This is a genomic window from Gemmata sp., assembly GCF_051859125.1.
In the GTDB taxonomy this organism is placed as follows: Bacteria; Planctomycetota; Planctomycetia; order Gemmatales; family Gemmataceae; genus Gemmata.
In genome coordinates this window covers 46,053-66,848 of record NZ_JBHYGG010000113.1, presented here as the reverse complement: position 1 = coordinate 66,848, position 20,796 = coordinate 46,053, and the positions used below count along the sequence as shown (strand labels likewise).

Here is a 20,796-nt window from a genome sequence, read left to right as displayed (position 1 = left end):
CCGGCCCGGCTTCGGGGGGCACAGACGCCTACCTCTGCTCTGACTGTGACTCGCGCCAACTCCGCAATCGGCCCAAGCCGTCCGTAAAGTGGAGCACGGCCCGAAGCGTCTCGAGCAAGTTACGCGCACGGGCGGCAGCCCACGCGTCTGCGACACCCCAGGTCACTCCGTTCCACGGCTGTTCCGCGATACGGATCCGCAGGTCGAACCTCTTGACGTCGAAGTCGTTCGGACTCAGGGTCACTGATGACCCTCGACCGGGGCCAGCTTGGAACAACTTGGACGCTGAGAGTCGCTCCTCCGCGCGCTTCAAGTCTGCCGCCCGAACCTGAACTCCACTCGCGATGCGAACGTGTCGGAGGATGACCGAATCCCGCGTGTCGGTGCTCCCTTCAATGATGATTCGTGCGACCTCGCGCGGCTCCTCGGCGCCGACGGAGCCCGTGGCCCCGAGGATCGCCGCCGTCAGCCCGACCGCCGTGGACAGGACGCCCTTCCAGAAAAGTCGCAGCGGCCGCTTCACGCGATGGATCCTTATTCGGCTTCCGTGGACCAACTCGGTATTCCTTACCGCCCCAGGTTGGGCCGCTACCGCTTCTCGGCCGGGCTCTCGTCGGTGAACAGGGCGCTGATCGACTCGTTCCCGTGGATCCGCTGGATCGCCTTGGCGAACAGCCCGGCGACAGAGATCACCTTCATGTTCGGGAGCATCTTCTCCGCGGGGATGGGCACGCTGTCGGTCACCGCGATCTGCGTCAGGTTGCAGTCCCGGCTGACCTCCTTGAGCTTCTCGATGGCCTTCCCGCACAGCACCCCGTGGGTGGCCCCGATGTAGATGTTCTTCGCGCCGTGGGCGTGCGCCACCCGGACCGCCCCGACGATGGTGCCGGCCGTCGAGATCAGGTCGTCGTACACCACGACCGTCTTCCCGTCGAGCGGCGCGCCGATCAGGTGCCCCTGCTTCACCTCGGTCGCGCTGGTCCGCTGCTTGTTGATGATCGCGATGTCCCCGCCCACGTTCTTCTGGAAGTCGAGCGCCTTCTTGATGCTCCCCTCGTCCGGGCTCAGCACCACCAGTTCCTCGGGCGGGATGTTCAGCGACCGCATGTGCTTGGCGAGTTCCTTGACCGCGTACAGGTGGTCGACCGGGATGTCGAAGAACCCCTGGATCTGGGCCGCGTGCAGGTCGAGGGCCAGCACCCGGTCGGCCCCGGCCTTGGTGATGAGGTTGGCGACCAGCTTCGCGGAGATGGGGACGCGCCCCTTGTCCTTGCGGTCCTGGCGGGCGTACCCGTAGTACGGCAGCACGGCGGTGATCCGGGCCGGGCTGGCCCGCTTGAAGGCGTCCAGCAGGATCAGCAGTTCCATCAGGTGCTGGTTCACCGGGGTGCAGACCGGCTGCACGATGAACACGTCGCGGCCGCGGACGTCCTCGTCGATGCGGACGCTGGTCTCGCCGTCCGGGAAGTCGCGGATGTCGATGCGGCCGAGCGCCCCGCCCAGGTCGACGGCGATCTTCTCGGCCAGGGGGCGGTTCGCCCGGCCGCTGAAGATCTTGAGCTTGTGGTTGTTACCGTTGCCAAACACCGGTCGGCCCTCCGCTGCATCCGTGAGAAGTGCATTATGCGATTGGAGGGTACCGATTGCCAGTTATCATCGGGTAACCCCCGACTTGCCGACTTGCCCAGGACCCCCCAATGCCCAATGACCCCGACGCGGCCCGCGACCACCTGGCGCTCGCCCTCGTGCCGGGGCTGGGGCCGAAGCTCACCGCGGCGCTCATCGAGCGGTTCGGCTCCGCGGCCGCCGCGCTCCGGGCGACCGCCGCGCAACTCGCCGAGATCCCGCACATCGGCGCGAAGACCGCGGCCGACCTCGCGGCGGCGCTCCGCACCGTGGACGTCGAGCCCGAGCTGCGGCTGATGGAGAAGCACGGCTCGCACGCGGTCGCACTGGGGCTCGAAGACTACCCCGGCCCGCTCGCAAAGGTGCCGGCCCCGCCGCCGCTCCTGTACCTCCGCGGCGAGTGGCTGGCCGCCGACGCGAACGCGGTCGGCATCGTCGGCTCGCGGAGTTGCACCCCGTACGGGTTGAAGGTCGCCGCGCAACTGGCCCGCGAACTCGCACGGGCCGGGTACACGGTCGTCTCGGGGCTGGCCCGTGGGATCGACGGTGCGGCCCACCGCGGCGCGCTCGACGCCGGCGGCCGCACGGTCGCGGCGCTGGCCGGCGGGCTCTCGAAGATCTACCCGCCCGAGCACGCCGACCTCGCGGCGCAGATCGCGAACGGCCGCGGGTGCCTCGTCACGGAAACGCCGATGGGGATGGACCCGCAGCCCGGCATGTTCCCGGCGCGGAACCGCGTCATCAGCGGGCTGTCGCGGGCGGTGGTTGTGGTGGAGGCGAACGCCCGCAGCGGCGCGCTCATCACGGCCCGGCACGCCGCGGAGCAGGGCCGCGAGGTGTACGCCGTGCCCGGCCGCGTGGACGACACCGCGAGCGCCGGGTGCCTGGAACTGATCCGCGCCGGCGCGCGGCTCGTGCGAACGGCCGACGACGTCCTCGAAGACCTGAAGGGACTCGCGACCGACCCGACCCCGGCGAGCGGGGGGCGTCAGCCCCATGAGCTGTCTGGGATGGCGCGTCCTCGGGGGGCTGACGCCCCCCGCTCGCCCGAACCACCGCCCCCGCCGCCCCCGCAACTCGACGCGACGCAGCAGCGCGTCTTCGATGCGCTCGCTGTCCGCAAGCACGCCGACGAACTCACCCGCGAGCTCGGGGTACCGGTCGCGGAGCTGTCGCGTGTCCTGATGCAGCTCGAGATGAAGAAGGTCGTGCGCCGCATGCCGGGCAACTTCTACGAACGCCGGTGACCGCGGCGGGGCGGCGTGAATAGCAATACCCCCCAACTCGTCCGTAACGTGTCAACGACACCACCACTTCGAGGAATCTCCGTGTTCGATCTGAACGCAGTCCAGGCGGCGGTCCGCGAGTCCGGAGTCGACGGCTGGCTCCTGTACGACTTCCGCGGGCTGAACGTCCTCGCCCAGCGCGTGGTCGGCCTCGCCGACAAGAAGTCGCTGCTCTCGCGGCGGTGGTTCTACTTCGTCCCGGCGAGCGGCGAGCCGAAGAAGCTCGTCCACGCGATCGAGCCCGCGTCGCTCGACCACCTCGCCGGCTCGAAGACCACCTACCGCCGCTGGCAGGAACTCGAAGCCGGCGTCGGCGCGCTTCTGAGCGGCGCGAAGAAGGTGGCGATGGAGTACAGCCCGCGGAACGCGAACCCGTACATCAGCCGGGTCGATGCCGGCACCATCGAGTTGGTGCGGTCGTTCGGGTGCGAGGTCGTGCCTTCGGGCGACCTGATCCAGCTCTTCGAGGCGGTGTGGGACGCGGACCAGGAGAAGTCGCACTTCGAGGCCGCGAAGCTGTGCCGGGCCGCCTACGACATCGCGTTCGCGTTCATCGCCGACGAGATCAAAGCGAAGGGCAAGGTGATGGAGACCGCGGTGCAGGCGCGGATCCTGAAGCACTTCGCCGACAGCGGCATGACGACGTACAGCCCGCCGATCGTGGGCGTCGGCCCGCACAGCGGCGACCCGCACTTCGACACGTCGCCGGCCACCGACACGCCGATCGAGAAGGGCTCGTTCGTGCTGATCGACCTGTGGGCGAAGATGAACCGCCCGCGGGCCGTGTACGCCGACTACACCCGCACCGTGTTCATCGGCGACACCGTGCCCGAGAAGTACGCGAAGGTGTTCACCGTGGTCGCCGCGGCGCGCGACGCCGGCATCACGTGCGTCAAGGACGCCTTCGTCGCGAAGCGCCCCTTGCGCGGCTGGGAGGTCGACAACGCGACGCGGGCGGTGATCGAAGCGGCCGGGTACGGCGAAAACTACCCGCACCGCACCGGGCACAACATCGGCCAGGAGGTCCACGGCAACGGCGCGCACATCGACGGCCTGGAGACCCGCGACGACCGGCTCATCATCCCGCGGACGTGCTTCAGCATCGAGCCCGGCATCTACCTGCCCGAGTTCGGTGTGCGGAGCGAGGTGGACGTCTTCATCGACGCGGCCGGCACCGTCCACGTCACCGGCGGCGACCTCCAGACCGAGATCCACCGCATCGTGGTGTGAGGGAGGGCGGTGCGTTAACCTGACGATATGGTCGGTGCAGGCGTCGCACCGGTATTCACCTCAGGAGGATTGCGAATGGCCCCCGAACAACTTCGCTCGATGTTGCGCGCCACGCCGTTCCGGCCGTTCAAGGTCTACATGGCGAGCGGCCACTCGTACCCCGTGACGAGTCCCGAGTGGTTCATGGTCGGTCCGATCACCTCGGCTCTCGGGCTTCCGGGCAAGGCGGGAGACGGGGAGATCATCCACCTGCTCGAGAACATGAGCATCACCCACACGGAACCGGTTGATGTCCCCCCCGCGACGTGACAGAACAAAAGAACCCCGGGCCACCCGGGGTTCTTCGCACACGAGGTTCAAGCGTCTCGACACGCTGGGAGCGTGAGCGATCTCAGCGTCGCCTCGGGGCGCTCGCGGTCCCGGATCGCTTTGCGCATCCTCGCTCGGGCCTGCCACACGGCGTCGCCGACGAAGATCAGCACCGCGGCGAACACGCACGCGAACGCGGCGGGGAACCCGGGCTCGACGGTGTGCTTGAGCACGAACACCGCCAGGATCAACTGGATCGTCGGCGACAGGAACTGGATGAAGCTCACGGCCAGGAGCGGCAGGCGGCGAATCGACAGCGTGAAGGTGATGAGCGGCACCACGGTCACGATGCCGCTGAACGCGATCAGCGCGCTCAGGCCGAGTTCGCCGCCCATGTGGTTCCGGCCCACCGCCCACAGGTAAATCAGCCCCGCCAGCGACACCGGCAGCATCAGCAGCGTCTCGACCGTCAGGCCGGTCGCGCTCTCCACGGCGACCTGCTTCCGCACCAGTCCGTACAGCCCGAACGACACCGTGAGCGAGATCGCCAGCCACGGGAAGTACCCGCCGACGATGCACGGGATCGCCACGCCGATCGCCACGAGCGCCAGCGCCGGGAAGTGCGCCGGCCGCAGCTTCTCGCCGAGCACGAGCGTGCCCAGCGCCGCGTTCACCAGCGGCATCATGTAGTAGCCGAGGCTCGCCTCGGGAACGCGGTTGGTCACCGTGGCGTAGATGTAGAGCAGCCAGTTCACCGCGAGGAGCGTGGACGACACGAGCAGCGTCAGGACGAGCTTGCGGCTCCGCAGCACGCGGTACAGGTTACCCCACCCGCCGACGACCGCGGTGATGGCGGCCATGACCGGCAGCGACCAGGTGATGCGGTGCGCGAGGATCTCTTCGGCGGGGATGCCGTACGCGCCGAGGGCCGAGAAGTAGAGGGGCACGAGCCCCCACCACGAGTACGCGATCAGCCCGAACCCCAGCCCGGACCGGAACCTCGCCGCCGCAGGATCAGACACCTCAACCTCCCCTGATTGGGCGAGCGGGGGGCGTGAGCCCCCCGAGTGACTTTCAAGGAGGATCACTCGGGGGGCTCACGCCCCCCGCTCGCCTGGAACAACTGCAACCGCCGCGCGAGCATGGTGTGGAAGTAGTGCTCGCCGTTCTCGCGCTTCACGCTGTACCGGCCGGTCTGGTAGCTGCGGCTGTTCAGGTTCCGCTGCACTTCCTCGCACACGCCGACGTCTTCGGTCTGCACCTCGTCCGTCACGATCAGACTCTCGCGGACGAACTCGGGGTCCGCGTCGGGCGCGAAGTACAGGTCGAAGACCACCCGGCACCGGTCCACCGCGAGCGGCACCACGACGTTCGTGTCGAGCACGCCCGAGTACACGTTCACCATCGCGTTCGGGAACACCCACCAGTACGCCGCGGCGTCGCCGATTCGCGTGCGGCCGGCCCCGCCCTCGCCCGGCTTCATCGGGCTGCTCTGGAGCACCGTGTTGCCCTCGGGCACGGTGCGGTACTCGCGGTAGTCGAGCACCCCCGCGAGCCCGGGGTGGATGGTGTTCACGTGGTAGCCGCCGTCGAGGTAGTTGTCGACGTACACCTTCCAGTTGCACGCGAGGTCGTAGGTCTTGCGCACGTGCCACACGAAGCCCGTCAGCGCGTCCCGCGATGCGGCCCACGCCGGCAATGGAGCGAGGAACTGCTCCAGAGGTTCGGCCGGTTTCTCCAGGTGCACCCACACGTACGGCCCCCACTCGGCGACGCTCACCGGCGGCAGCCCGTTGTCCTCGCGGCGGAACCCCTCGACGCCGTCGAATTCCGGCACGCCGCGGAGGTTGCCGCTCAGGTCGTAGGTCCAGCCGTGGTAGTGGCACCGCAGCTTGGTGACCGTGCCGCACGCCTCGCTGCACACACGCGCCGCCCGGTGCCGGCACACGTTCACGAACGCCCGCAGCACGCCGTCGTCGCGGACGACCAGGACCGGTTCGTCGGCCACGTCGGTCGTGAGGAACTGCCCCGGGGTCGCGACCAGCTCGCGCCGCCCGGCGACCTGCCACGTCCGCGCGAACACCGCGTCGCGCTCCAGGCGCGCGACCTCGGGCGACGTGTACCAGGTGTTCGGGAGGCAGTGCGCCCGCTCCAGCGGGACCGACGGGTCGAACTGCGCCAGCAGACCTTGAAGTGTACCGCTCATGAGATGTGACCTTTCAGAAGCCCCCGGGTTGTGACCCGGGGGCGTACTGCATCATATCGTCACCGACGAGAACCCGCCGTCCACGACGATGTTCTGCCCGGTCACGAAGGCGCTCGCCCGCGGGGCCGCGAGCCACACCGTCGCGCCGGCGAGTTCCTCGGCCGTGCCGAACCGGCCCATCGGCGTGTGCCCGATGATCGACTGGCCGCGCTCGGTGTACGTGCCGTCGTCCTTCATCAGCATCCGGCGGTTCTGCTCGGCCGGGAAGAACCCCGGGCTGATCGCGTTCACCCGCACCCCCTTCGTCGCCCACTCGCGGGCCAGCCACAGCGTCAGGTTCAGCACCGCGGCCTTCGACGCCGAGTACGCCACCACCCGCGACAGCGGGACGATGCTCGACATCGACGCGATGTTGATGATGCTCCCCTTGCCGGCCGCGACCATCGACTCGCCGAAGATCTGGCACGGGAGCAGCGTGCCGCCGACGAGGTTCAGGTCGAAAACCGCGTTCCAGCCCTCCATCCCCATCTTGCAGAAGTCGCCGCCGGGCATGATGGTGCCCTCGGGCTTGTTCCCCCCGGCCCCGTTGATGAGCACGGTGGGGGTGCCGTACTTCGCGGTGATCGCGTCGCGGGCCGCGGTCAGCGACGCGCGGCTCATCGCGTCGGCCTGCTGGAAGAACGCGGTGCCGCCGGCCGCCTCGATGGCCCGCACGCGCTCGGTGCCGCGCTCGGCGCTGCGCCCCAGGATGGCGACCCTCGCGCCCGCGGCCGCGAGCGCGTCGGCCATCGCGCCGCCCAGAACCCCGGTGCCGCCGAACACGGCCGCGACTTCGCCGGTGAGATCGAACAAGTTGGTCATGTGAGTTCCCGTTCAAATTGCAGGAACCAACCACAGAGGCACGGAGACACAGAGAAAACAGAAGAGAGGAGCGACCTCAAGAGATGCCTTGTCTCTGTCTTGGTTTTCTCTGTGTCTCTGTGCCTCTGTGGTTGGTCATTCTGCTGTAGTTAGTCCTGATTGATAAACAGTGGCTTCAGGTGCCGGTCGTACAGGTTGCCGGTGACGTTCCGCGACACGGCCGGCTCGCACGCCTTGAGCATCGCGAGGTAGCGGTCGCCCATCTGCGCGGCGATCTTGAACCCGACGTGGACCAACTGCCGCAGTGAGGCGTTGAACGCCGGGTTCGCCGGCTCGTGCCGCAGCGCCGCGACGAACTGCTCGGAGGTCCAACCCTTCACCGCCTCGGCGGCCGGGAGCTTCGCGGCGTCGATGTCGATGACGGTCGCGTAGGGCGCGCAGAGTTCGTCCTTCTTCTTCAGCGCGCCGGCGTAGATCTCCTTCGCCATGTCGAGGCCCGCGCCGCCGGTCTCGGCGAGGCCGATCACCTCTTCGAGCCACGTCGTGCCGGCGGTCTTCAGGTGCAGCCCGGCCCCCGTGTCCCGGATCGCGCGGCGCATCGGGCCATAGATCGAGAACTTGTCGCTGCCCGAGTGGACGCTCAGCTTCAGGTTGGCCGGTAGCCCGTAGGTCTTCACCGCGAACGCGATCACGGCGAGGTCGTCGCGGAACTCCTTCTCGAACTGCGCGAGGTCGCCGACGTAGTCGACCCCCTTGTTGAACCGGCCGGTGAACTTCGGGGCGATCGTCTGCACCGGCACGTTCTCGTCGGCGAGTGCGGCGAGGATGAGGAGCAGTTCCGGCGGCGTCTGCGGGGCGTCGGTCTCGTCCATCGAGACCTCGGCGATGACGTTGTCGGCCCCCTTCGCGGCGGCGATCTTGCGGTAGATCGCGCCGGCGTCCTGCACCGCCTTGAGGTACTTCGCCGCGACCCGCTCGACGTCGGCCCGGGTCGTGGTGAACGGCGACGACACGCCGGGGATCGCGATTGAGCCGGCCAGTTCCGGGTGCCGCTCGACGAATGCCGCCACCGCTTCGGGCGCGGCCGGCTGGCCAATCGAATCGGCGACGTCGATGGTGTAGAAGTCGCACGCCGCGAGGAACCGATCGACGGTTTCGAGGCGGATGTGGTCGGCGTCGACGTGGTACGGTTTCGCCCAGCCGAGCGCCTTCACTGCGGCGTCGGCCGACGCCCGCACGCTGCCCGGCTCCGAGCCGATGATCGTGTGCTCGCGGTTCGACTTGTTCCACACCGGGACGACCTCGGCCCCCTGTGCGGCCGCGAGGACGCACGCATTCAGTTGCGCCTTCGCCTGGTGCGCGAACCGGTCACCGACCCCGACGGAATACTTGGCGAGCGTGGGCACTGAGAGAACCTCGGGAGAATGTGGGTGGCGTTGTTGTATCGAAGCCGAAGAGTATTCACCGCACAGGGCGTACGGGGCGTGGAGAAGATCCCGAATTCAGAGCTTTGGTTGCGGACCGTGCGCTGTTCTCTCGGCGTTCTCAGCGGTGAATCCTCCTCGTTCCCCCTCGATGCGGTAGAAGTACTCGATCAGGAGCGCGGTCGCGGCGCAGCCGAACAGGTGCCACAGCCAGTGGCTCCCCATCGGCAGCAGCGAGCCGATGCGGAGGTCGATGAGGCGGAAGCACCACGCGATGGCGAACGCGACCAGCCCGGCCAGGAACCAGCCGCCGTGCCGGAACCGGGTCCGCACGAGCGCGACCGAGACCGGCAGCACGACCACCAGCGCGAGCGCCGCGTAGGACAGGTTGACGGCGAGCGTGCGGCCGGGGCCGATCGCGCGGAAGAGGAGCGCGTTCACCGCGACGTAGAACGCCGCCGCGCCGGGGACGTACCGCCACCCGCGGCGGCCCCAGAACCGCACCGCGACGAACACCGCCCCGGCCAGGCCCAGCACCGAGATCGGAACCACGTCGAGCAGGAAGTAGGCGTACCGTGTGCGGGTCGCGTGATAGAGCGTGCCGCCGACGCCGCCGGCCAAGAGGATCGGCAGACAGCAGCACAGGAACGGGTAAGCAAGGTAGCGGCCATTGAGTCGCCACGCCCAAACCGCCACGAGTGCGACGAACAGCGCCGCGGTCGCCGCGTTCCACGGCTCGGCGACCGCGGGGCCGCCCGCCGCGAACGGGTCGGCGGGGGTCTCGGTGTACCGCGGGCCGCCGTCGGCCATCTCCGGGTTGGCGACCAGCGCCCAGTCGGGGCGGGGCGGGGGCGAATCGCTGTCGGTGGGCATAAGTCGGTCACCGGTTCGGGCTCGAGCGGGCGCACACGGGCGCGGTCGGAATTGTACCAACCCGCCCCGCGGGTCGCCCAAATGCTGATGTGGTGATGGGTTGCGCGGGAAGGGAATTTCACTCTTCCCTCGCTTGACGGCCCCGAAATCGTTTACTAAGAAGCGACTACCTTTGACCGGCCACGCCCGGGGAACGGCTTGTGTTCCCCGAGAACCGGTGCGGCCGACTGAAACCGAACGTTCGCGCCGGTGGGGAGTGGCGAGTCGCACGTCCCGCCGCATCGAGTTAGAGTCCGGGCCTGCGGAAGCCGATAGCTGTGTGGTTCTTGGGGTCCGCCGGCCGTTAACCCGTACACGAGGAAAGCCTGATGGCCCGTCGCAGCCTCCTGGTGCCCCCGGGACTCGCCACCGCCGAGGAATCGGCTCCGTGGCCCGTCCCGCCCGCCTCCCCGTTCCTGGTCGCCGCGGCCGACGACGAGGACGACGTGGAAGACGATGACGAGGACGAGGACGACGACGACGAGGACGACGACCTCGACGACGACCTCGACGACGACCTCGACGACGAGGAGTTCGATGACGAGGAGTTCGACGACGAGGAGTTCGACGACGACCTAGACGACGACCTCGATGACGACGACGACGACGACGACGACGAGGACGAAGAAGAAGACGACGAGTGAGTGCGAGCGCCGCGACGGGATGGGGGCGCCCCCATCCCGTTTTTCGTTGCCGCACGCCGGACTCGGGGGCGACCGGTCGGACTGGTTGTGCCTGTTGTGTCGGGCCTCCTGGCGAGCGGGGGGCGTGAGTCCCCCGGCAGAACCGCGATTCCCACACACCGGGGGCCTCACGCCCCCCGCTTGCCCGAATCCACACGCACTCGTCGGATTTCTCGCAACCACTCCGGGCCGGCGCTCACCTAGAATGGGGCGGCCCGTACCGCGTCCGGTGGTCACCCCGAGGCCGTCGTGTGAAGCCGCCCTTCCTCCCGCACCACGTCTACGCGGTCCCGAAGCGGCCGACGGTCCAGGCCCGCGTCGCCGGGTTCCTCGGCCGCAACTGGGCCCGGGTCGGGTACGCGTACCACGTCGAGCCGACGTGGCTCGAAGTGAACCGCGTGGGCCTCCGGGTCCGCGGGCTCCCGGCCGCGTTCCACGGGGTGAAGGTCGCGCACCTCACCGACTTCCACTTCGGCCGCCACATCCCGCACGGGTACATTGAGGACGCGCTTGCCCGGGCGACCGCGGAAGCGCCCGACCTGATCGCGCTGACCGGCGACTTCATCGACCGCGGGCCGAAGCACGTCCGCTCGGCGGCGAGGCTGTTCCGGCACCTCAAGGCCCCGCTCGGGGTGTACGGCGTCCTCGGCAACCACGACTTTTCGGTCCACACGCCCCGCGGCGTCCGCCGGCACGCCGGGTTGGGCGCGGCCGTGGCCGACGCGCTCGAGTCCGAGGGGGTGAGCGTGCTGCGGAACCGGGCCGTGCGGCTCGACCGCGGCGGGGCCGGGCTGGTGGTCGCCGGGGTCGACGACCTGTGGAGCGGCGAGGCCGACCCGGGGGCCGCGCTCGGCCGCGAGTGCCCGGACACGCCGCGGGTGGTGCTGGCCCACAACCCGCAGTCGGTCGAGGGGTTCGGCGGGTGCCGGGCCGACCTGACCCTGAGCGGCCACACGCACGGCGGGCAGGTCGACTGGCCGGGGCTGGGCCGCATCCTGCTGAACAAGCGGGCGAAGCGGTGGGCCGCCGGGCTGTACCGGCACGGGGGCGGGCACGTCTACGTGAACAAGGGTGTCGGGTTCGGGTGGCGGTTCCGGTTCGGGGTCCGCCCCGAGGTCGCGGTGTTCACGCTCAACCCGGAGTAGACACGGGCCGCGGCGAGCGGGTAGGCTTGGCGGCGACCGCCCCGGGCAACGGAGTCCCGGGTGCGGCGCACGCACCAGACACCTCACGACACTGCCGCACGGAGGCGACGTGGACGAGCTTACCCTCATCACCGGCGGGGCCGGGTTCATCGGCTCGCACCTTGCCGAACAACTGGCCCTCCGCGGCCGCCCGGTCCGGGTGCTCGACGACTTCAGCACCGGCCTCTGGTCCAACCTGGCGCACCTCGACCCGACCCCCGAACTCGTGGAGGGGAGCCTGACCGACCCGGCCGCGGTCGCGCAGGCGATGCACGGGGTCGGGGTCGTGTACCACCTCGGCGCGCTGGCGTCGGTGGCCCGGAGCGTCGAGAACCCGGTCGCCACGCACGCGGCCTGCGCCACCGGCACCCTGAACCTGCTCGACGCGGCCCGGAAGTGCGGCGTGCGGCGGGTCGTGTACGCGGCGAGTTCGAGCGCCTACGGCGGGGCGATGGGCAGCTCGATGGGCCAGGGCGAGAACCTGCAGGTCGTCGCGAAGTCGCCGTACGCCGCGGCGAAGCTCGCCGGCGAGCTGTACATGCAGGCGTTCGCGCACACCTACGGCATCGAGACCGTGCGGCTCCGGTTCTTCAACATCTTCGGGCCGCGGCAGCGGGCCGACAGCCCGTACTCGGGCGTGATCGCGCTGTTCACCGACATGATGATGCGGGGCAAGCGGCCGACGGTGCAGGGCGACGGGCTCCAGTCCCGCGACTTCACCTACGTGCTGAACGCGGTCGAGGCGCTGATGCGGGCCGCGGAGGCGCCCGAGGTGTCGGGCAACGTGTACAACGTCGGCACCGGCCGCACGGTCACCGTCCTCGACCTGGTAAAGGCGCTGAACCGCGCCCTGGGCACGAACCTGAGCCCGGTGTTCGGGCCGTCGCGGGCGGGCGACGTGCGGTTCTCGAAGGCCGACATCCGCAACACCCGCGAGGACATCGGCTACGAGCCGATCTTCAGCTTCGAGGACGGGCTGGAGAAGACGGTGGAGTGGTACCTGGAGACCGCCGAGAACGCCGTCGCCTCGCGGGGCGTATGATGTCTGGTTGAGGGCGCGGGGCGGGACCGCCGGACCGAGCCGGCGATTCGCCACGCGCGGCCCTCGCCCGCCGGACACGCGCCATGGACTTCCTCCCCGCGTCCGACCGCCACGCCTGGACTGCTGTGAACTGCTACGCCGCCGGTGACTTCGCCGGTGCGATCGCGGCGTGCGACGACGCCCTGCACATTAACCCGAACCATGCGCACGCCTACAACACCCGCGGCGCGGCCCGCTACAACCTCGGCGACCTCACCGGGGCACTCGCGGACTGCGACCGCGCGCTCGCCCTGCAACCGGTCCTCGTCGGGGCGCTCTTCAACCGCGCCGCGGTGCGGACCGCCCTGAACGACTACGCCGGTGCGGTTGCTGACTGTGATCAGGCGCTGGCCCTGAACCCGGGCAAGGCGGGGGTGTACCACTGCCGCGCCGTGGCTCGGTACGGGCTGCACGACTTCCACGGGTCGATCGCCGACTGCGACCGGGCGCTGGCCCTGGACCCGCGCCTCGCCCCGGCCTACGCCGCACGCGCCGCCGCACTGAACGGCCTGGGGTTGTGCCGCCAGGCGATCCCCGACTGCGACCGGGCGCTGGCGCTCGACCCGCGGCTCGTTCTGGGGTACGTCGCCCGCGCGAACGCCCGCTACCACTGCGGCCTGGCCGCCGCGACGCTCGACTTCCGGCGGGCCTTCGCGATCAACCCCGCGGTGAGCGCGAAGCTCGTGGTCTCGGGACTTGTGAGCGCCGCGCGACAGGAGCCGTGCGTCACGCTGGAGCAGTGCAACAATCACCTGCTCAAGAACCCGGACGACGCGATCCACTACGCCCGCCGCGGGGTCATCCAGATGCTCCGCGGCGACGAGGTCGCCGCCGAGCGCGACCTCGCGCACTACTTGTCCCTCCGCCCGGAGGGGAAGGGGAACCTGGAACTGTTAGTCGCCGAGGCCCGCCGCCGCCTGGCCGCGGTGTGAGAAGCGGGGCTCGACGCACCCTACCCCGACCGGCCCCACTCGCACCCGGCACCGCACGTGAGCGGGTCAATCGCCCATGCTGAAGAAGACGGCGGGGGCGGCGGCGGTTGCGAGGCGGTTGATCTTCGCGAGCGCCTGCTTGAACCGGCCGGTTTCGGCGGCGTGGGTCACGATCACGAGCGGCACCGGGCTGCCGCCGGTCTCGGCCGCCTCGTGCTGCACCACGCTCGAAATGCTGATCTGCTCGTCGGCCAGGATGCGGGTCACGTCGGCCAGCACGCCCGGCTTGTCCGCGACGAGCAACCGCAGGTAGAACCGGCTCCGCACCCGCTCGGGCGGTTCGATCGCGAACCCCTTGCTCGCCTTCGACCACAATTGCGCCGCCGCGAACGTCCGCTGTGCGCGACCGACGGCGAGGTCGATCAGGTCCGCGAGGACCGAACTCGCGGTCGGCCCGCGGCCCGCCCCTGGCCCCTGGTACAGCGTCTCGCCTACCACGTCGCCACGCACCAGCACCGCGTTGTACGCCCCGCGGACCTGCGCCAGCAGGTCGGTGTGCCGCAGCAGCACCGGGGCGACGTGAAGCGCCACTCCAAGTGCGGAGTGCGGAGTGCGGAGTGCGGAGTCCGAAGAGTCAGGCTGTTTCTCATTCCGCACTCCGGGTTCCGCATTCCGCGTTCCGGAGGTCCACGCCTCGGCGAGCAGCTTGATCGTGTACCCGAGTTCGTCGGCGAACCGGATGTCCATCGCGTCGAGGGTGTCGATCCCCTGGCGCTCGATGTCGGTCGGCTTCGCGGTCACGCCGAACGCGATCTGCGCGAGGATCGCGAGCTTGTGGGCCGCGTCGGACCCGTCCACGTCGAGGGTCGGGTCGGCCTCGGCGTACCCGAGCCGCTGCGCCTCGGCCAGCGCCGCGGCGTAGGTCATGCCCCGCTCGGCCATCGCGGTGAGGATGAAGTTCGACGTGCCGTTGAGGATGCCCTGGATCGCCGTCACCTGGTTGGCCGCGAGGCTCTCGCCCAGCGCTCGGATGATGGGCACCCCGCCGGCGACCGCGGCCTCGAAGCACACGGCCCGCTCGGTCCTGCGCGCGGCCTCGAAGATCTCGTGCCCGGCCTCGGCGAGCAGCGCCTTGTTCGCGGTGACGACGTGCTTGCCGGCCGCCAGCGCGTCGAGCACCACCTTCTTCGCCGTGGTGGTGCCGCCGATGAGTTCGACGACGACGTGAACGGCCGGGTCGTGGATGGCAGTTGTGTGGTCGGTCGAGATGAGGTCCTTCGGAACGGGACCGTCGCGGAGCTTGGCCGGGTCGCGGACGACGACGCGGCGGAGCGCGAGCGGGCGGCCCGCGCGGGCGGCGAGCCGGTCCCCGTGGCGGAGCAGGACGTCGGCCACGCCGCCGCCGACGGTGCCACAGCCGATGAGTGCGATCCCGAGCGTGTCGAGCATTGTCCCGGACTCCCAAGCGGTCCGGGTATTATCGGGACGACGCGCCCCGCGGCTACCGCGCGTCACCAGTCGCCCGGCAGCACCTCCCCGCCGGCCCGCGTCGAGAGCGCCCCCAGGACGCCGAGGTCGATTGTTTCGGGCACGAACCGGACGCTCCCGTCGGCCAGCGCCACGCTCGCGCCGCCCGGGTGGTAGCTGCCGACCGCGCCGAGCCGCGCCCACCACTGCGGCCCGAGCGTGGCCCAACTGACCTTCGGGGGCGGGGGCGGGACCATCGGGGGCGGGGGCGGCTCGGGCGGCGTGTACACGGACCCGTGCTTGTAGTTGACCGTCACCGTGGCCCCGACGAGCGTGGCGGCGACGCTCGGGCCGGGCGGCGGGGCCCACGCCATGTACGTGCTCGCGGGCTGGAGCGGCGGCGACGGCGCGGCGTCGAACGGGGCGATCAGGTACGAGTCGAGGGCCGCGTCGCCGACGGACCGCTCGCCGAGGAGGAGCGTGCCGCTGGTCCCGTCGGTGACCTCGCCGATGCGGATCCCGACCTGGTTCGCCTTCGGCTTCGACCCCGGGCCGGTCGTGTGGAACATCCCGTCGCACGGCGACGTGTCGGCCGGGAACGGCCGGGTGCCGCCGTTGCCGCCGTAGGTCGTCAGCGCGTACGGCCCGAACGCGAGCGCCGCCGGCACGTCGGTCCCCGGGTGGCTCGGGCACACGTAGGTCTTCACCACGGTGCCGGCCCGCCAGCCGCCGTTGGAGGTCGGGTTCGTGAAGTCCCACTGGTCGTACAGCGCCTGCTGCTCCACGTGCGGGAGCAGCTCGACGAACAGCGACGTGTAGCGCGTCCCGCCCTGCTCGACCCCCGTGGGGAACCGCATGGCGGTGTCGTGGTACCCGTGGCACGCGAGCGCGAGTTGCTTGAGGTTCGCCTGGCACCGCATCCTGTTGGCGGCCTCGCGGACCTTCTGGACGGCGGGAACCAACAGCCCGATGAGCACCGCGATGATCGCGACGACCACGAGCAACTCGATCAGGGTGAAGCCCGGCCGCGGGCCGGCACGCCGGCGCGAGGTGCATGCGAACATGGACGGTCCCGGTGAACTCGGGGCGACAATCCTATCATGCCCGATCCGCGGCGGCGCGTCCACACGGCGGCGAGTAACTCCGGTGAATTACGGGAGAAGGTCGGCCACCCGGACGGGCGCGCCCGGGGCGGCGAGGGGGGCGACGGCGTCGGCCGGGCCGAACGCACGCTGGGTCCGGTACGCGGCCCCGCCGCCGGGGATCGGGTCCGGGTCGCGGAACACCCGCAGCTGCCGCCCGTCCACGTCCAGCACCCAGTGGTCCGGCACCCCCGCCGTCGCGTCCAGCCCCGCCTTCACCGTGATGTCGGACCGCAGCGACGTGTCCGCGACCTCGATTACGAGAACGGCCGTCGTCGGGTGCGACGGGTAGTCCCCCGGCTTGCCCGGCACCACCGCAACGTCCGGCTCGGGGTCCGTGTCCTGGACCGTGACCAGCGGCTTCGAGACCCGGACGTGGTGCCCGACCCGGAACACGTCGCGGATCAGGTCTTCCGTCTTGGTCGCAGCGATCGCGTGCGGCGGGTTCACCGGGCCGTCCTCCTTGATGACCCCGTTGAGCAGCCACGCGCGGCGGCCGGTGAAGCACCCGAGGTCGCCCAGCGCGTGGAACTGGTCCGCGGTCCACCGCAGGTTCCGCGACGGCCCCGGCGGCACCCTCTTCGCGAACGCGGTTGCGAGCATCCGTTGGTCCTCCCTTGCCACTGAAGATACCCGCTGCGGCGCGCGGCCTTCAACGTCATCCGCGATTGACCCTGGACGCGCGGGCCGCGCCGCGGCACGATGGAGCCAGGAACCGCGTTGGAGGTCGATTCACGATGCGCCTCGCTGCTTACACCTGCCCCGTGCTGCTCGCCGGGGCGGCGCTCGCGCAGCAACCGGCCCCGCCCGCGGGCCTAGCGAACTGGTCGTTCGATGAGATCACGCTCCAGAACGGCGCGAAGTTCCAGGGGCTGCTGCTCGCCGAGGGGCCGGACGGGTACCGGTTCCGGCACGTGTCGCGGCCCCCGGGCCGCCCGACCATCACCCTCACCGACAACTTCACCCGGGCCGAGGTCAAGGAGGTGAAGCGGCTGCCGGAGGCCGAGCGGGCGCTCCTCAAGGAGCGGCTGGCCGACCTCGACCCGAGCGGCGAGGGCGAGCGGAAGCGGATGGACTCGCTCGAACTCGTCTCCCGGGACTGGCCCGGCAAGCCCGGCGCGGCCCGGCGGTACGAGTCCGAGTACTTCTTCCTCGAATCGACGGGGTCCGAGGAACTCACCCGCCGGTCCGCGGTCCGCCTCGAGCAGATCTACACCGCGTTCGCCCGGTTCCTCCCGCCCGCGGTCAAGGACGCCCGGCCGACGCGGATCATGCTCGCCACGGACCGCGACGAGTACAAGGCGCTGCTCGGGCCGGTCGGCGAGGCGTTCCTGCTCAACCCCGCGGTGTACGACCGGGCGAACAACCAGGTGCTCTGTGGGCACGACCTGCGGGAACTCGGCACCCGGCTCCAGAGCGCCCGCATCCACCACTCCCAGGAACTCGCCCGGCTCGACAAGTACGAGGGCGAGGTGCGGAAGCTGTACCAGCCGCCCGAACTCAACCGCTACCTCGGGGCCGTGCGGGTCGAGCGGAACCGCGTGTTCGCCGGGGACCGCGAGAACGGCGCGCGGTTCGACCGGGCCACCGCCGCCGTGTTCGCGGTCCTGTACCACGAGGCGTTCCACGCCTACGTCACCACGTTCGTGTACCCCCCGCTGCCGCCCGAGGCGGTGAAGGCCGGCAAGGGGCCGGGCGAGCTGCCCCGGTGGCTCAACGAGGGGCTCGCGCAGGTGTTCGAGACGTCCGTCGTCGAGGCCGGCGAGTTGCGGGCTGACACGCCCGACAAGGAGCGGCTCGCCCGCGTGAAGGACGGGCTCCGGGGCAAGGGGGGCACCGCGCTCGTGCCGCTCGCGGACCTGCTCACCATCAACCGCGACGCGTTCCTGGCCTCGCACGCGGACCAGAAGGCCGCCGCGAACCGGGCGTACCTGTCGAGCTGGGCGCTGGCGTACTACCTGACGTTCGGCAAGCGGGTGATCGGGACCGAGGCGTTCCGCAAGTACCTGGTGGCGGTGAACACCGGCGGCGACCCGCGGCAGGCGTTCGCGGCCCTCGCCGGCAAGGACGCGGCCGCGTTCGAGAAGGACTGGCACGCCTACATGCTGAGGCTCAACCCCGACGGCACCCTCGCGAAGTGATCGGCGCGGCGGGCCGGGCGCGCCGGCCCGCCGCAGCACCGCGGGTCGCAGCTCACACCACCGGCGCGGCGGCCCGGCCGTAGGTCGCGGTCAGCTCGCCCAGCCGGTCGAACGCGGCGGGCGCCAGTTGCTCGGCCGTCGCCCGCCACGACCAGTTCCACGGGCCGACCGTACCGGGGACGTTCATCCGGGCCTCGGTGCCCAGGTCGAGCACGTCCTGGAGCGGCACGATCGCCGTGTCCGCGACGGACGCGAGCGCGAGGCGGACCAGGGCCCACACCGGCTCGGCCCTCGCCTCGGGCGCGTACCGCTCGAGCGCCGCGACCTCTGGCGGCGTGAGCCCCGCGAGCCACCCGCGGGTGGTGTCGTTGTCGTGCGTGCCGGTGTACGCGACGACGTTGCGGTCGAAGGCGTGGGGGAGGAACCGGGCCTCGAACGCACCGCCGAACGCGAACTGCAGGATCCGCATCCCGGGGAACCCGAACCGCTCCCGCAGTTCGTCCACCTCGGGGGTGATGACGCCCAGGTCCTCGGCGACGAGCGGCAGTTCGCCGAGCGCGTCGCGGAGGGCGGTCAGCAGCTCCGCCCCCGGCCCCTTGACCCACCGCCCCTCGACCGCCGTCGGGCACCGGGCCGGGATCTCCCAGTACGCCTCGAACCCGCGGAAGTGGTCGAGCCGGACCGCGTCCACCTGCGCGAGCGCCGCCCGCACCCGGGCGGCCCACCACGCGAACCCGTCGGCCCGCATCGCGGCCCAGTTGTACTGCGGGTTCCCCCACCGCTGCCCGGTCACCGCGAAGTAGTCGGGCGGCACGCCGGCGACGAACCGCGGGCGGCGGTCGGCGTCCAGGTCGAACAGGTGCGGGGCGGCCCACACGTCGGCCGAGTCGCCGGAGATGAAGATGGGCATGTCGCCCAGCAGCTTCACCCCCCGGGCGGCCGCGTACCCGCGGAGCGCCGCGAGCTGCCGGGCGAAGCAGAACTGCCCGAACCGCTCGCGGGCGACGGCGTCTGCGAGGTCGGTGCGGGCGCGGCCGAGCGCGGCCGGGTCCCGCGCGGCGAGGCCCGCGGGCCAGTCGGCCCACACCCCGGCCGGCATAACCCCCTTGATCGCGGTGAACAGCGCGTAGTCCTCCAGCCACTCGGCGGCGCCGGCGAACTCCGTGTATTCGCCCCGCAGCTCGGGGGCGGCCCCGTCGCGGAACCGCTCCCAGGCCCGCGCGAGGAGCCGGTTCTTCGCGGCGGCCGCGAGCGGGTAGTTGACCGGACCGGCCGGGAGGCGCGCCGCTTCGAGTTCGTCGGCCCGCACGAGCCCGTCGGCGGCGAGGTCGTCGGGGCTGACGAGCAGCGGGTTGCCCGCGAACGCCGAGAACGCGGAGTACGGCGAGTCGCCGGCCCCGGGCGGGTTCAGCGGGAGCACCTGCCACCACGTCTGGCCCGCCCGCGCGAGCAGATCGACCCACGCACGGGCCGCCGGGCCGAGGTCGCCGACCCCGTAGGGTCCCGGCAGTGACGTGGGGTGGAGGAGAACCCCGGCGGTCCGGGGGCCGGGTTGTGGGGCGAGGGCGGACATCGTGCGTCGGTCTCCGTGCGGGCGTGCTGTGCCACCGTCGCGGTGGGCGGTCACGACGTGGGGCGGTCGTGGTGCTTCGGGGCGTCGCGCTGCGGCGGGCTCTCGGCCGCGCGCTTCCGTTCCGGAGTCGACTCGTTCTCGAACGGCGAGCTGTCGGCCCCGCCGGCGGCCTCGTCCACCCCGTTGGGGTGCGGCCCGTACGGACTGGCCGGTGGATCGTCGCTCCCGCCCTCGCGCGTCCCGGGCTTCTTCGGGTAGTCGCTCATTGCCGGCCCCTTGCCCTTCAATGGTAGTGTTCGGCAGAACTGGTAGCCGGGCGAGGTGCCGCAACTCGTGTGCCGCCGTGCAAACGTGATTCACCGACTCCGGCACGGGATTCGTCCCTCATTCAGGGGTCGCCCAACTTCACGCGGGAGGACACGATGAACGCTCCTGACAACGACCAGAAGCAGCAGCACGCGAACCCGACCGGCACCGGCGGCGCGACCGCCCCACACGGCACGAACCCGGGCGGCCGCGCCGAGGGGGGCGAGGCCGAGGCCAGCGACGCGGCGAAGCAGAACCCGACCGCCCCGGGCGGGGGAAACACCAAGGGCGGGGCGGTGAACACCGGCCCCGACGCGGGCGGCTCGGGGGGGATGGGGAGCAACCAGTAACGCAGCGGTGCCGCCGGGGGGGGTCGACGGCGGCCCCGCCGTTATAGGACACGGCCCCCCAGTGGGTGGGCGCGGGGGGCGGG

General features: G+C 70.9%; 20 protein-coding genes. 9 read left to right on the top strand and 11 right to left on the bottom strand.

Annotation, left to right across the window (positions count from 1 at the left end):
* Positions 1 to 588: 588 nt before the first annotated feature.
* On the bottom strand, positions 589 to 1,587 hold the full coding sequence (locus ACTIGN_RS12700) for a ribose-phosphate diphosphokinase (protein ID WP_439624318.1): 999 nt from the start codon (positions 1,585 to 1,587) through the stop codon (positions 589 to 591).
* Positions 1,588 to 1,697: 110 nt separating this feature from the next.
* Here ACTIGN_RS12700 and dprA point away from each other — a divergent pair, with 110 nt between their 5' ends.
* The 3 genes from dprA to ACTIGN_RS12685 all read left to right on the top strand — a co-directional run bounded on the left by dprA (position 1,698) and on the right by ACTIGN_RS12685 (position 4,451).
* On the top strand, positions 1,698 to 2,873 hold the full coding sequence (gene dprA, locus ACTIGN_RS12695) for a DNA-processing protein DprA (protein ID WP_439624316.1): 1,176 nt from the start codon (positions 1,698 to 1,700) through the stop codon (positions 2,871 to 2,873).
* Positions 2,874 to 2,954: 81 nt separating this feature from the next.
* Positions 2,955 to 4,142 (top strand): M24 family metallopeptidase, encoded by a 1,188-nt coding sequence (locus ACTIGN_RS12690; protein WP_439624314.1) that lies wholly within the window; start codon positions 2,955 to 2,957, stop codon positions 4,140 to 4,142.
* Positions 4,143 to 4,217: 75 nt separating this feature from the next.
* Complete coding sequence (locus ACTIGN_RS12685) at positions 4,218 to 4,451, top strand: hypothetical protein (protein ID WP_439624313.1); 234 nt, start codon at positions 4,218 to 4,220, stop codon at positions 4,449 to 4,451.
* Positions 4,452 to 4,498: 47 nt separating this feature from the next.
* Here ACTIGN_RS12685 and rarD read toward each other — a convergent pair whose 3' ends face one another.
* The 5 genes from rarD to ACTIGN_RS12660 all read right to left on the bottom strand — a co-directional run bounded on the left by rarD (position 4,499) and on the right by ACTIGN_RS12660 (position 9,815).
* The gene (rarD, locus tag ACTIGN_RS12680) at positions 4,499 to 5,473 is read right to left on the bottom strand and encodes an EamA family transporter RarD (protein ID WP_439624312.1); all 975 of its coding nucleotides are present in this window, start codon (positions 5,471 to 5,473) and stop codon (positions 4,499 to 4,501) included.
* 62 nt (positions 5,474 to 5,535) lie between these two features.
* Entirely contained in the window at positions 5,536 to 6,657 is a 1,122-nt protein-coding gene (locus ACTIGN_RS12675) for an aromatic ring-hydroxylating oxygenase subunit alpha (protein ID WP_439624310.1), read from the bottom strand.
* Between the two features lie 51 nt (positions 6,658 to 6,708).
* Positions 6,709 to 7,518, bottom strand: a complete 810-nt coding sequence (locus ACTIGN_RS12670; RefSeq protein WP_439624308.1) for an SDR family oxidoreductase — start codon at positions 7,516 to 7,518, stop codon at positions 6,709 to 6,711.
* 149 nt (positions 7,519 to 7,667) lie between these two features.
* Positions 7,668 to 8,924, bottom strand: a complete 1,257-nt coding sequence (locus ACTIGN_RS12665; RefSeq protein WP_439624306.1) for a tagaturonate epimerase family protein — start codon at positions 8,922 to 8,924, stop codon at positions 7,668 to 7,670.
* 96 nt (positions 8,925 to 9,020) lie between these two features.
* On the bottom strand, positions 9,021 to 9,815 hold the full coding sequence (locus ACTIGN_RS12660; RefSeq protein ID WP_439624305.1) for a hypothetical protein: 795 nt from the start codon (positions 9,813 to 9,815) through the stop codon (positions 9,021 to 9,023).
* Between the two features lie 368 nt (positions 9,816 to 10,183).
* Here ACTIGN_RS12660 and ACTIGN_RS12655 point away from each other — a divergent pair, with 368 nt between their 5' ends.
* The 4 genes from ACTIGN_RS12655 to ACTIGN_RS12640 all read left to right on the top strand — a co-directional run bounded on the left by ACTIGN_RS12655 (position 10,184) and on the right by ACTIGN_RS12640 (position 13,734).
* Positions 10,184 to 10,498 (top strand): hypothetical protein, encoded by a 315-nt coding sequence (locus tag ACTIGN_RS12655; protein ID WP_439624303.1) that lies wholly within the window; start codon positions 10,184 to 10,186, stop codon positions 10,496 to 10,498.
* A gap of 290 nt (positions 10,499 to 10,788) precedes the next feature.
* The gene (locus ACTIGN_RS12650; RefSeq protein WP_439624301.1) at positions 10,789 to 11,682 is read left to right on the top strand and encodes a metallophosphoesterase; all 894 of its coding nucleotides are present in this window, start codon (positions 10,789 to 10,791) and stop codon (positions 11,680 to 11,682) included.
* A 109-nt stretch (positions 11,683 to 11,791) separates the two neighbouring features.
* The gene (locus ACTIGN_RS12645) at positions 11,792 to 12,763 is read left to right on the top strand and encodes an NAD-dependent epimerase/dehydratase family protein (RefSeq protein ID WP_439624299.1); all 972 of its coding nucleotides are present in this window, start codon (positions 11,792 to 11,794) and stop codon (positions 12,761 to 12,763) included.
* Positions 12,764 to 12,846: 83 nt separating this feature from the next.
* A complete protein-coding gene (locus ACTIGN_RS12640) occupies positions 12,847 to 13,734 on the top strand; it encodes a tetratricopeptide repeat protein (protein WP_439624298.1) in 888 nt (295 codons plus the stop codon).
* Positions 13,735 to 13,800: 66 nt separating this feature from the next.
* Here ACTIGN_RS12640 and ACTIGN_RS12635 read toward each other — a convergent pair whose 3' ends face one another.
* From ACTIGN_RS12635 to ACTIGN_RS12625, 3 genes are all read right to left on the bottom strand, one after another.
* A complete protein-coding gene (locus ACTIGN_RS12635; RefSeq protein WP_439624296.1) occupies positions 13,801 to 15,183 on the bottom strand; it encodes a homoserine dehydrogenase in 1,383 nt (460 codons plus the stop codon).
* A gap of 62 nt (positions 15,184 to 15,245) precedes the next feature.
* On the bottom strand, positions 15,246 to 16,265 hold the full coding sequence (locus tag ACTIGN_RS12630) for a DUF1559 family PulG-like putative transporter (protein ID WP_439624295.1): 1,020 nt from the start codon (positions 16,263 to 16,265) through the stop codon (positions 15,246 to 15,248).
* An 87-nt stretch (positions 16,266 to 16,352) separates the two neighbouring features.
* Positions 16,353 to 16,946, bottom strand: a complete 594-nt coding sequence (locus ACTIGN_RS12625) for a Uma2 family endonuclease (RefSeq protein WP_439624293.1) — start codon at positions 16,944 to 16,946, stop codon at positions 16,353 to 16,355.
* 134 nt (positions 16,947 to 17,080) lie between these two features.
* On the opposite strand from ACTIGN_RS12625, the gene ACTIGN_RS12620 reads away from it, so the two are divergent.
* Positions 17,081 to 18,484, top strand: a complete 1,404-nt coding sequence (locus ACTIGN_RS12620; RefSeq protein WP_439624291.1) for a DUF1570 domain-containing protein — start codon at positions 17,081 to 17,083, stop codon at positions 18,482 to 18,484.
* A gap of 52 nt (positions 18,485 to 18,536) precedes the next feature.
* Here ACTIGN_RS12620 and malQ read toward each other — a convergent pair whose 3' ends face one another.
* On the bottom strand, positions 18,537 to 20,057 hold the full coding sequence (gene malQ / locus ACTIGN_RS12615; RefSeq protein ID WP_439624289.1) for a 4-alpha-glucanotransferase: 1,521 nt from the start codon (positions 20,055 to 20,057) through the stop codon (positions 18,537 to 18,539).
* A 50-nt stretch (positions 20,058 to 20,107) separates the two neighbouring features.
* Positions 20,108 to 20,323 (bottom strand): hypothetical protein, encoded by a 216-nt coding sequence (locus tag ACTIGN_RS12610; protein WP_439624287.1) that lies wholly within the window; start codon positions 20,321 to 20,323, stop codon positions 20,108 to 20,110.
* Positions 20,324 to 20,479: 156 nt separating this feature from the next.
* On the opposite strand from ACTIGN_RS12610, the gene ACTIGN_RS12605 reads away from it, so the two are divergent.
* Positions 20,480 to 20,713: a hypothetical protein gene (locus ACTIGN_RS12605; RefSeq protein WP_439624285.1), complete on the top strand. Its 234-nt coding sequence runs from the start codon at positions 20,480 to 20,482 to the stop codon at positions 20,711 to 20,713.
* Positions 20,714 to 20,796: the final 83 nt, after the last annotated feature.

What these genes read in the sequence shown, in the direction of transcription:
- dprA (WP_439624316.1), top strand. Translation starts at nt 1,698, where the DNA reads ATGCCCAATGACCCCGACGCGGCCCGCGACCACCTGGCGCTCGCCCTC.
- ACTIGN_RS12685 (WP_439624313.1), top strand. Translation starts at nt 4,218, where the DNA reads ATGGCCCCCGAACAACTTCGCTCGATGTTGCGCGCCACGCCGTTCCGG.
- ACTIGN_RS12675 (WP_439624310.1), bottom strand. Translation starts at nt 6,657, where the DNA reads ATGAGCGGTACACTTCAAGGTCTGCTGGCGCAGTTCGACCCGTCGGTC.
- ACTIGN_RS12670 (WP_439624308.1), bottom strand. Translation starts at nt 7,518, where the DNA reads ATGACCAACTTGTTCGATCTCACCGGCGAAGTCGCGGCCGTGTTCGGC.
- ACTIGN_RS12660 (WP_439624305.1), bottom strand. Translation starts at nt 9,815, where the DNA reads ATGCCCACCGACAGCGATTCGCCCCCGCCCCGCCCCGACTGGGCGCTG.
- ACTIGN_RS12655 (WP_439624303.1), top strand. Translation starts at nt 10,184, where the DNA reads ATGGCCCGTCGCAGCCTCCTGGTGCCCCCGGGACTCGCCACCGCCGAG.
- ACTIGN_RS12640 (WP_439624298.1), top strand. Translation starts at nt 12,847, where the DNA reads ATGGACTTCCTCCCCGCGTCCGACCGCCACGCCTGGACTGCTGTGAAC.
- ACTIGN_RS12635 (WP_439624296.1), bottom strand. Translation starts at nt 15,183, where the DNA reads ATGCTCGACACGCTCGGGATCGCACTCATCGGCTGTGGCACCGTCGGC.
- ACTIGN_RS12630 (WP_439624295.1), bottom strand. Translation starts at nt 16,265, where the DNA reads ATGTTCGCATGCACCTCGCGCCGGCGTGCCGGCCCGCGGCCGGGCTTC.
- ACTIGN_RS12625 (WP_439624293.1), bottom strand. Translation starts at nt 16,946, where the DNA reads ATGCTCGCAACCGCGTTCGCGAAGAGGGTGCCGCCGGGGCCGTCGCGG.
- ACTIGN_RS12620 (WP_439624291.1), top strand. Translation starts at nt 17,081, where the DNA reads ATGCGCCTCGCTGCTTACACCTGCCCCGTGCTGCTCGCCGGGGCGGCG.
- malQ (WP_439624289.1), bottom strand. Translation starts at nt 20,057, where the DNA reads ATGTCCGCCCTCGCCCCACAACCCGGCCCCCGGACCGCCGGGGTTCTC.
- ACTIGN_RS12610 (WP_439624287.1), bottom strand. Translation starts at nt 20,323, where the DNA reads ATGAGCGACTACCCGAAGAAGCCCGGGACGCGCGAGGGCGGGAGCGAC.
- ACTIGN_RS12605 (WP_439624285.1), top strand. Translation starts at nt 20,480, where the DNA reads ATGAACGCTCCTGACAACGACCAGAAGCAGCAGCACGCGAACCCGACC.